The sequence below is a fragment of the Micromonospora sicca genome (assembly GCF_003172935.1).
GTDB classification, from domain to species: domain Bacteria; phylum Actinomycetota; class Actinomycetes; order Mycobacteriales; family Micromonosporaceae; genus Micromonospora; species Micromonospora sicca.
The window spans coordinates 1-8,420 of the sequence record NZ_QGKS01000386.1 but is presented as its reverse complement, the minus strand read 5'-3'; the positions used below and the strand labels follow the sequence as shown (position 1 = coordinate 8,420).

The window sequence follows — 8,420 nt, the reverse complement described above, 5'->3', positions numbered from 1 at the left end:
GAGCGGTCACGGCCACTATGGTGCCGCCTTCATGGGGTGCGCTGCTACCCGGCGTCGACGTGACTGTGCCGTGTGGCGGTGGTGGCCAGAGATGGTCAGGTTGCCGGATGGTTGCGGCGGGCGAGGTAGTGCAGCAGATCCTGGATCTGGTGTTTCTCGGCCTCGAGGACAGAGTCGTCGACCACCCGCTGCCGAATGCCGCTGATGTCGGCTTCGACGTCCCCCGCGCTGCGGTCGCCGCCCCGGCGGGGATCGGGCAGCGCGAGCGGTCGCATCGCCGCCGCTATGGGCAGGTCGAGTGCGGCGCACAGGCCGCGTACCTTGGCCAGCTCCGGATACTGCTGCCAGTCGCCGGCGAGCCAGCGGAACAGGGTCGAGCGGCCGACACCGGTGTGCCTGGTGACGTCGCCCACGGTCCAGCCGCAGTCCTGCCGGGCGTCTTGGACTGCGAACGAACTGGGCGAAGGCCGCCTGCGGTGTGATCGCCACCGGGTCCATCCTCAGTCGTGACCCTTCATGAGCCATCGCATCGCCAGAGGGTAGGTGACACCCGCCCCCGTTGATCAAGTCCGATCAGACGGCCGTGCGCGAGGCTCGCCTGCTTGCGCCGTATGGATCGAGCGGCCGGAGTGCCGACGGCGTCAAGGGTCACGCTGCGTCAATCTCCGCCGTGTACCGTCCGGTGACATGAGCAGCGGTGACCACGACGCTGGCGAGGATCCAGGCGGCGGGCAGGCTGCGGTGACGCTTCTGTCAGAAGCGATCATCGCAAGTGCGCTCACGCGCCTGCGCCACGCGGTGACCGCCGCAGCCGGCTCGGCAGGCCTGACCGATGACGCGTTGGAGGACTTCGTCTTGGCGGTGCACGAGCTGGTCACCAACGTGATACGCCACGGCGGCGGTGCCGGCGAACTGCTGCTGCGCCAGGACGGGGACGTGCTGACCTGCCGGGTCACCGACCGCGGCCCCGGCCTCGACGATGTTGTGGTACGCCTTCCCACGCCAGAGGAGGCTGGCCACCGGGGGCTCTGGCTGGCGCAGCGACTCAGCGGTGCCCTCGTAATCGACCACAGCCCCGGCGGGGTGACCGCGTCCGTCACGGCGCGCATCACACCGCCACGGCCAACAGCTCAGGGACGGTGACGGTGGAACAGGAAACGACCTGGCAGTGGCGCTGCGATATCGAGCCCGACGGAACGGTCGTGACGTTGCTCGGCGAAATCGACATGGCCGGGGCCGATCACCTGCGCGACGTGCTCCGCAAGGCCATCGCCCAGGCCACCCGCGTCGACGTGGACCTGGCGCAGCTGACCTTCATCGACTCGGCGGTGATCAACACCCTCGTCGCCGCCCACAAGCACGCCGCTGACCTCGACGTCCGGCTCACCCTGGTCAACCCCACCGGTCACGTCCGCCGGGTCCTCGCCGTGACCGGCATCCTGCACACACTCGGCGGGACGCCCTCGCCACCTGATCCCCCGGCCTGAACGGTGCAAGCCACGACATGCTGGCAGCTGCCGTCGGCGTCGCTGGTCGCCGCAGGCGACGATCCTAGACGTGATGAGGGCTTTGGCATCGGGCTTTTGGTAGAGGAACGTGCGCGACACTCCCGCGCAACGGTCGGGCAGGTGACGGCAGAGCGCGCGCGACGGATGGCCTGTAGTGCTTCCTCGATCTGGCGGACTTTGTCCTGGGTGCTCTGGGGCGGGCGTCGTTCGCGGCGGCCGTGTGCGGTGTCTGGGACGTCAAGGCGTGTCCGTACGGCCGCCGATGGCGTCCAGGTCGCAGCTTCTGAAGCCGACGCTCCAATGGGCGTGCCGTCGTTGAGGAGCTTGCCGTTCGCGTGTCCGAGGGGTTGAAAGGCGTCAAGGCCTTCACGATCGGCTACGACCAAGCAAGCTGATCCTGAAAGACCCTGACGGTGGCTCACCGTCCGTGTTTGCCCGGGACGGAGTGGTGTCATCCCCGCCGATCAGAACACTCCGCTGGCGGCCCATCAGCATCAGTCCGCCGGCCGAGGCCGGAGTGAAGGGCGGTGAGATCGTCACGCCTCAGCGGGTTCTCCGCGCTGATCGCTTGCGTGGCGGAGTCAGCAGATCCGCGATCGTGGCGATCGCGGACGGCACCAGCCGGTAGTAGGCCCACACACCGCGCTTCTCCCGCTCCAGCAAGCCGGCCTCGGTGAGGATACGCAGGTGGTGACTGACCGTCGGCTGCGAGAGGCCGAGCGGCGCGGTCAGGTCACAGACGCACGCCTCGCCCTCGGGGGCCGACTGGATCAGGCTGAGCAGCCGCAGCCGGGCGGGATCCGCGAAGGCCTTCAGGACCCCCGCGAGCCGCTCGGCATCGGCACGTTTGATCGGCTCGCCGGCAAGCGGCGAGATCTGAGGCATAGTCACTTCAGCCAGCGCATTTCCCACATATGCCATCCTTCCACCAGCAGCATCCACCCACGCGCATATCGGCAATGCACGATGCCTGCGAGCGTGTTGAGATGGTCTGATGTGGACGGCGTGGCGGCGTGGCAGGGGCGAGCGCAGCCGGGCCGGGTGTCCGGACCGTGCCTGTGAGTAATTCGTGGGTGACGTGAATGTAATCCTCGTGTTTGACTGAGGCCTATGCGAGCGGGGGAGGCGCGGCTGGCGATCGACTGTGGCAGCGCCAGCACCGTGGCGGTGGTGGCGTGGCCCGACGGCAGATGGTCACCGTTGATGTTCGATGGCGAGCCAGCGCTGTCCAGCGCGGTGTTCCTGTCTGAGGACGGGAGCCTGCTGACGGGGCAACGGGCCTGGCAGGCCGCCGTCGCGCAACCGGAGCGGTTCATTCCCGCTCCCCGACGATCCGTCGAGCAGCAGGTGCCTGTCGTCGGCGGCGAGGTCGAGGCGCTGGACTTGGTCGCGGCGACGCTACGACGGGTCGCCGAGGAGGCGCATCGGGCGGTGGGCTTCCCGATCGAGGATGTGCGGCTGGTGGTGCCCGCCGGGTGGGGACCGCGACGGCGCACGTGGATGCGGCACGCCGCGCACCGTGCCGGCTTGCCGCAGCTGCGCCTGGTGGAAGCCCCGGTGGCCGTGGCGGGCCACCTTCTGGCCTCGGGCGTGCAACTGCCGGTGGGTTCCTTCATCGTCGTGTGTGACGTGGGCGGCGGCGTTGAGGTGAGCGTCCTGCGGCGTGGGCCGGCCGGGTTCGAGGTCCTTGCCACCCTCGCCGATCCTGACGCCGGTGGTGCCGCTGTTGACCGCGCGCTGACCGCCGCGTTGACCGGCGACGAGGCTGGCCCGGGCGTCGACGAGGGGGCGCGGTGGGCGCTGACCGCGAGCGTCCAGACTGCGAAGCACGCGCTGACCAACCATGCCGCAGTCACCGTCCCACTGCCGGCCGGACCGGTCGCGGTGGTCAACGGGCAGATGCTCGAACAGGCGGCGCGCCCGATTCTGCGGCGTACGGCGCAGCTCACCACCGAAGCGATAGCCGCGGCTGAGGTAGACCCGGCCAGCATCGCCGGCGTTTACTGTGCCGGCGGCGCCGCACAGATGCCCTTGGTCGAAAAGGTGCTCACCGAGGACGTGGGAATCGCCCCGGTGGTGGTCGCCGACACCGGCCTCGCGGCCGCGCGCGGGGCGGCTGATGCGGGAGCGGCCGGGCCCGGCGGGCAAGTGACCGTCGAGGAGCCATCACCGGTGCCGCCGGTGCGGCGGGCGGTCGCGATCGCGGTACCGGGCTTCGCCTCGTTGGGGCTGGTATCGCAGTTCCTGCTGACCGCTGAGTGGAACGGCGGATTCCTCCGCCCGTGGGCAGTGCTCAACTGGGGTGAGCTGGCAATCGCCGCGGTGTTCGCCGTGATCGCCAGCCTGGGCGCGGGCACCGTCATCGCCTCCGCGATCGCCTCCCGCGGCACCACCGAGCCAATATCACCCGGAGGTCAGGTCGGCACGGGAATCCTGGCGTCGGCGTCGCTGGGTGTGGCGGTCGCCGGTATGTACGCGGTGGTCGGCAGCCTGTACATCGGCGCCGACGTGGGCCCGTTCCTGCGCTGGGCGCTGCTGCCGGTAGTCCCGATCGTCGTGGTGGCCGCGGTGATGGCGTTGGTCGCGGCCCGGCAGTGGCGCACACCCCGCGGCGGCTGGTCGGAGCTGCTCGCGTTTCCCACGGGTTCGGTGGTGACCGCCGCGGTGGGGATGGCGCTGATTCAGTACTCCCTGGTCGCTGACCGTTGGCCGGACATGGTGTTGTGGATCGACATCGCCGGCCGGGTCGGGGGGCTGCTGCTCGGCGTCGGGGTGGTCATGGCCGTGGTGTCGCCGCTGGTACTGCGGGTGATCCTGGCCGCGCCGCTGGCGGTCATCACCGCCGCGATCGTGAGCCGCCCCGCCTCGGTGATACTCGGTGTCATCTACGCCATCGCCGTGGCCCTGTGGTGGATCCGCCAGGTGTGGAGGCGCATCGTCCGCCCCGACCGACAGCCGGTCCGCGCGACATGACCATGTTCGGTGGCGGAGCAGCGACGGGCGCCGCCCGCCGGGTCGCGACACCCGGCGGAGGTGGATGAGGTGCGATGGCCGCGACAGGTGGCCTCACTGCTGTTCCTGGCACTGCTCCTGTGTGGCCCGCCGGTGGTGTTGGTAGAGATCATCGGCTGGCCCCTGGACGGCTGGCCGAGCCTGCGGCAGGCTCAACTGTGGGTCGCGCAGCCGCTCACCGAGCAGACCCTGACCGCCGCCCTGACACTGTTCGCGTGGCTGGTCTGGCTGTTCCTGGCCGCCACGGTCACCGTCAGGGTCCTGGCGCGGATGCGGGCCGGGGCGCGCCGGCTGCGGCGGGTGCCGCTGCCCACGCCTCTGCAGGCCACCGCGACCGGCATGGCCGGCGCTGCGGCCTTCGGTGTCGGCACCCACGCCACCACAGCGCCGCCGGATCATCCCCTTGCCGTGGCCGCCGGGACGCTAAACGACCACGGCGGCGCTGATGCCGCCGAGAGCAGCCACCTGATCGACACCCCCGTCAGCGATGGGATTGTGGTGTCGGGCGGCTGGCTGCCACGTGGCGTCGCCGAGCAGGTCGGCGCCGCTGCGGCGCTGGTGTGGCTACGCCGCCGCCGCGCATACCAGCCCCGCCCACCAGGCTCGGAGGGTCGGGACGAGCCGGACCTGACGCCCCTGCCTGCGGCGGTCGCCGCCGTGCAAGCCGCGCTCGCCACCGGCAATACCCACCCATCGTCGGCGGAGCCGGCCCCCGCCGTCACCGGCGACGCCTCGGGTGTGTTGCCAGCACCGGTCGCCGGTCTCCCGCCCACCGGCGTCGGTCTCACCGGCCCGGGCGCCCTCGCTGCGGCCAGGGGAGTACTGGTCACCGTCCTGCTGGCAGGGCTACGGCACCCCCCGGGCGCGGCGCCGATCGTCATCACCCACACCGCCCTGACCACCCTGCTCGGACCCGCCGCCGAGACAGTGCGGCACCGACTGCCAGGCATGCGGGTGGCCACCGCCGTCGACGACGCGGTGGCGCTCCTGGAATCAAGCGCCAGCCCGACGTGCCCTGCCACCCCGCCAGCGCAGCGGCAGGAAGGCGCCCCACCTGTCGGTGCTCACACCCCACCCGTCCTGATCATCGAGGCCTTACTTACACCTGCCACCGCAGACCGGCTCGCGGCCGCAGTCACGGTAGGCGCCGGCGTCCCCGTCGTCCTGGGCGAATGGTCCGCCGGTGTCACCTGGCAGGTCGACGCGGCAGGCCACACCCACGACCTGCGGCAGTTGACGCAGGCGGGGCCCCGGCTGTGCGTTCTCGATCAGGTCGCGACCACAGATCTGCTCACTGTGATCGGCCACGCGCACCCGCCACCACCCCACGCGCGTCTCCACCACTCACCAGAGCCGCCTCGCCCGCGGGTGCCCCGCCAGGCAACCGGCGCCGAGACCACCTCCCGCCCACAGGCCACAACCTCGGTCGAGTCCGGGCAGCTTGACCTGCGTGTCCTCGGCGAGCCGACGCTGCTCGTCCAAGGTGAGCCGGTGACCATCCGGCGCAGCGCCGCCATGCAGATCCTCGTCGTCCTCACCGTTCACCGAGGCGGGGCAAGCAGCAAGCAGCTGGTCGAGGCCATCTGGCCGGGACTGCCCGCCCACTCGCTCACCGGCCGGCTCTACACGACGCTCAGCGATCTGCGCCGCACCATCCGGTCCGCCTGTGGGCAGAGCGTCATCGACCACACCGACGACCGATACCGGATCAACCCCGCGCATCTTGACGCGGACCTGTGGCGCTTGCAGTCGGCCGTCCAGCATGCCGCCACCGCGGTCACCGACCACGACACCGCCTGGCAGGCGGTCATCGACGCCTACACCGGTGACCTCGCTGCCGGGTACGCCTGGCCCTGGCTCGAGCCGGCCCGGGAAGCCACCCGCCGGCACATCGTCGACGCCTCCGTCGCCCTGGCCTCCTCCGAGTCCGACCCGCGGCGGGCCCTGGCCCTGCTCCAAGGCGGCATTCGCATCGACCCCTACAACGAGCATTTGCACCTGCGCGCGATGAAGGCCCTCGCAGCCCTCGGCGACCACACCGGGATCACGGATCTGTGCGACAGCTACACTCGCCGGCTGGCCGCGGCAGGACTCGAGCCGAGCGGCGACCTCTGTGACGCGGCTGCCCGGTTGAGTAGCGCCCACCCCATGCCTGGGCGGTAGCAGCGCCTGGAGCGCGCCAGCCTCGCGTGACCATCCAGACACCGCCGCGAGAGCGAATCCACATCCGCCACAGGCAGACGCCTCGGCAGGGGTGCACCAACTGTCGTGAGCGGCATTCGTCTAGGCCTACCGGAGCCGCGAGGTCAGCAACCGATAATCACCGCCCCGACCCGCCGATGCTCATCCCAGCCCTTCGCCGTTCGCGCCGTGACCGCCTCCTGCAACCGTGCGTGGCTTGATGCCAGGCGGCGGCACGGCTGGCACAGCGGAGGTAGTCCGCCGTCACCGTGGCCGGCAGCCGACGGTGTGCAACCGAGTCCGGGCGGTACGACTTTCGAGATCGGTAGGCAGTACTTCAGGAGGGTTCCCGTGCTCGCGCACATGAGAAGCGCCTTGACATGGTCTGGTTGCATCCGGCCGGTCCCTCGCAGTCTCCACTTTCGCCGCGGCCAAGTCCTTGTGCGCTTGGGCGGCATCACTACCAGAATCCACCCCGCCCGGCCGGATTGCTGGTGTGCCAGTAGGTGTTCACAGCGCGGCAGTGGCCCTGCGGGCGTCTCACTCCAACCTCCGCTGCGGGCGACGGGCAAGGTAGCGCAGTATGCCCTGAACGTGATGCTTTTCCACGCCCGGTGAAACCACCGGCGGGAAACCTCAGTTGCAGGCCCATGACAGGGCGAGCCCGGTCAGCAGCCTCGGCGACCGGGTCAGCTGGCGGTGGACGGACCTGTCGGCCCGACAGGTCTGACTTGGTCGCTGTAACGGTGTTACGACGTCCGACGCCGCTTAAAAGGAAGGTCCGGGTGCGCGGCCTCCTGCACCGGGCGGGACCGCCCGACCCCCGCGGTCCCGCCCGGTCCCTAATCCGAACACCGCACGGCAACGCCTCGCACAGGAGTAGCCATGGCCCAGTCGGAACCGCGAACCCCACCACCCCCATGGCCGCAGCGCGCCAACGCCGCGTCGGATCCGCCTCCGACTTGGAACGCACCTACGCAGTGGATCCGGGTCAAGCGGCAGCGCTCCGACAAGTGGTGGCCATATGCCGTGTTCGGCGGGATCACCTTGCTGATCGGGTGCATCGCCACGACGGTCGTCGCATTGGCCCGATGACGACGGCGACCTTCAGCATCCTCACGACCCCACTCAGCGACGGCCCCGCCACCCTCCACGAAGGGCGTGGCCGGGCCCCTTCCAGATGTCAGGGCGTTGTCGACGGGGACGGCGCGAACTGGAAGCTGCTGACAAGACCGACACGCCAACTTTGCCTGCATGCCGGGTTACCAGCAGGTAGACGGTCACTGGCGGACTTCCGCCAAGGTGGGCCGGGCGAGCAGTGATCAGGTGAAGGTACTAGCCGATCCCATTCGCGGGCGGGCACGGTTCGGCAGCCCACGCACTGGTGTCGGCGTACGAGTCAACGTGCCAGCCAGGTACGGCTGAACGCGCATAGCGTCCTGCAGGTAGACGATGCGATGAGCGGAGGTAAATCCGGCGCTCCAACCGCTGGCGAAGCCGAGCGGCGGACCCGGCGAAATCCACGAGACTGTCGGCGCCGCCGTGACGATCAGTAACCAGCGATGCGACATCGACCCGGCGGCACATCCGCTTCTGCCGATGACAGTGCAGTGCCGACCGTAGAAGCTGACGATCTCATGCGGGTATCGGGCCGATCTGATTGCGTCGGGGCCGGCCGCCGCTGCGCGCGGGGTTTCGATCGGGATTCGTGGGCGCTAC

5 protein-coding genes and 1 pseudogene are annotated in these 8,420 nt (G+C 70.1%); 4 read left to right on the top strand and 2 right to left on the bottom strand.

What is annotated here, in order from left to right:
* Positions 1-113: 113 nt before the first annotated feature.
* Positions 114-498 (bottom strand): annotated as a pseudogene (locus DKT69_RS30425) (helix-turn-helix domain-containing protein); the annotation flags it as partial.
* A 189-nt stretch (positions 499-687) separates the two neighbouring features.
* Here DKT69_RS30425 and DKT69_RS30420 point away from each other — a divergent pair.
* Positions 688-1,143, top strand: coding sequence for an ATP-binding protein (locus DKT69_RS30420; RefSeq protein WP_109804885.1), 456 nt, complete (start codon positions 688-690; stop codon positions 1,141-1,143).
* 2 nt (positions 1,144-1,145) lie between these two features.
* Entirely contained in the window at positions 1,146-1,487 is a 342-nt protein-coding gene (locus tag DKT69_RS30415; RefSeq protein ID WP_109804884.1) for an STAS domain-containing protein, read from the top strand.
* Between the two features lie 564 nt (positions 1,488-2,051).
* Here the strand turns inward: DKT69_RS30415 and DKT69_RS30410 are convergent.
* Positions 2,052-2,429, bottom strand: a complete 378-nt coding sequence (locus tag DKT69_RS30410; RefSeq protein ID WP_109804883.1) for an ArsR/SmtB family transcription factor — start codon at positions 2,427-2,429, stop codon at positions 2,052-2,054.
* Positions 2,430-2,618: 189 nt separating this feature from the next.
* On the opposite strand from DKT69_RS30410, the gene DKT69_RS30405 reads away from it, so the two are divergent.
* Together DKT69_RS30405 and DKT69_RS30400 are read left to right on the top strand one after the other, a co-directional pair.
* A complete protein-coding gene (locus DKT69_RS30405) occupies positions 2,619-4,481 on the top strand; it encodes an Hsp70 family protein (protein ID WP_109804882.1) in 1,863 nt (620 codons plus the stop codon).
* Positions 4,482-4,550: 69 nt separating this feature from the next.
* Positions 4,551-6,683 (top strand): AfsR/SARP family transcriptional regulator, encoded by a 2,133-nt coding sequence (locus DKT69_RS30400; protein ID WP_236648450.1) that lies wholly within the window; start codon positions 4,551-4,553, stop codon positions 6,681-6,683.
* Positions 6,684-8,420 lie beyond the last annotated feature (1,737 nt).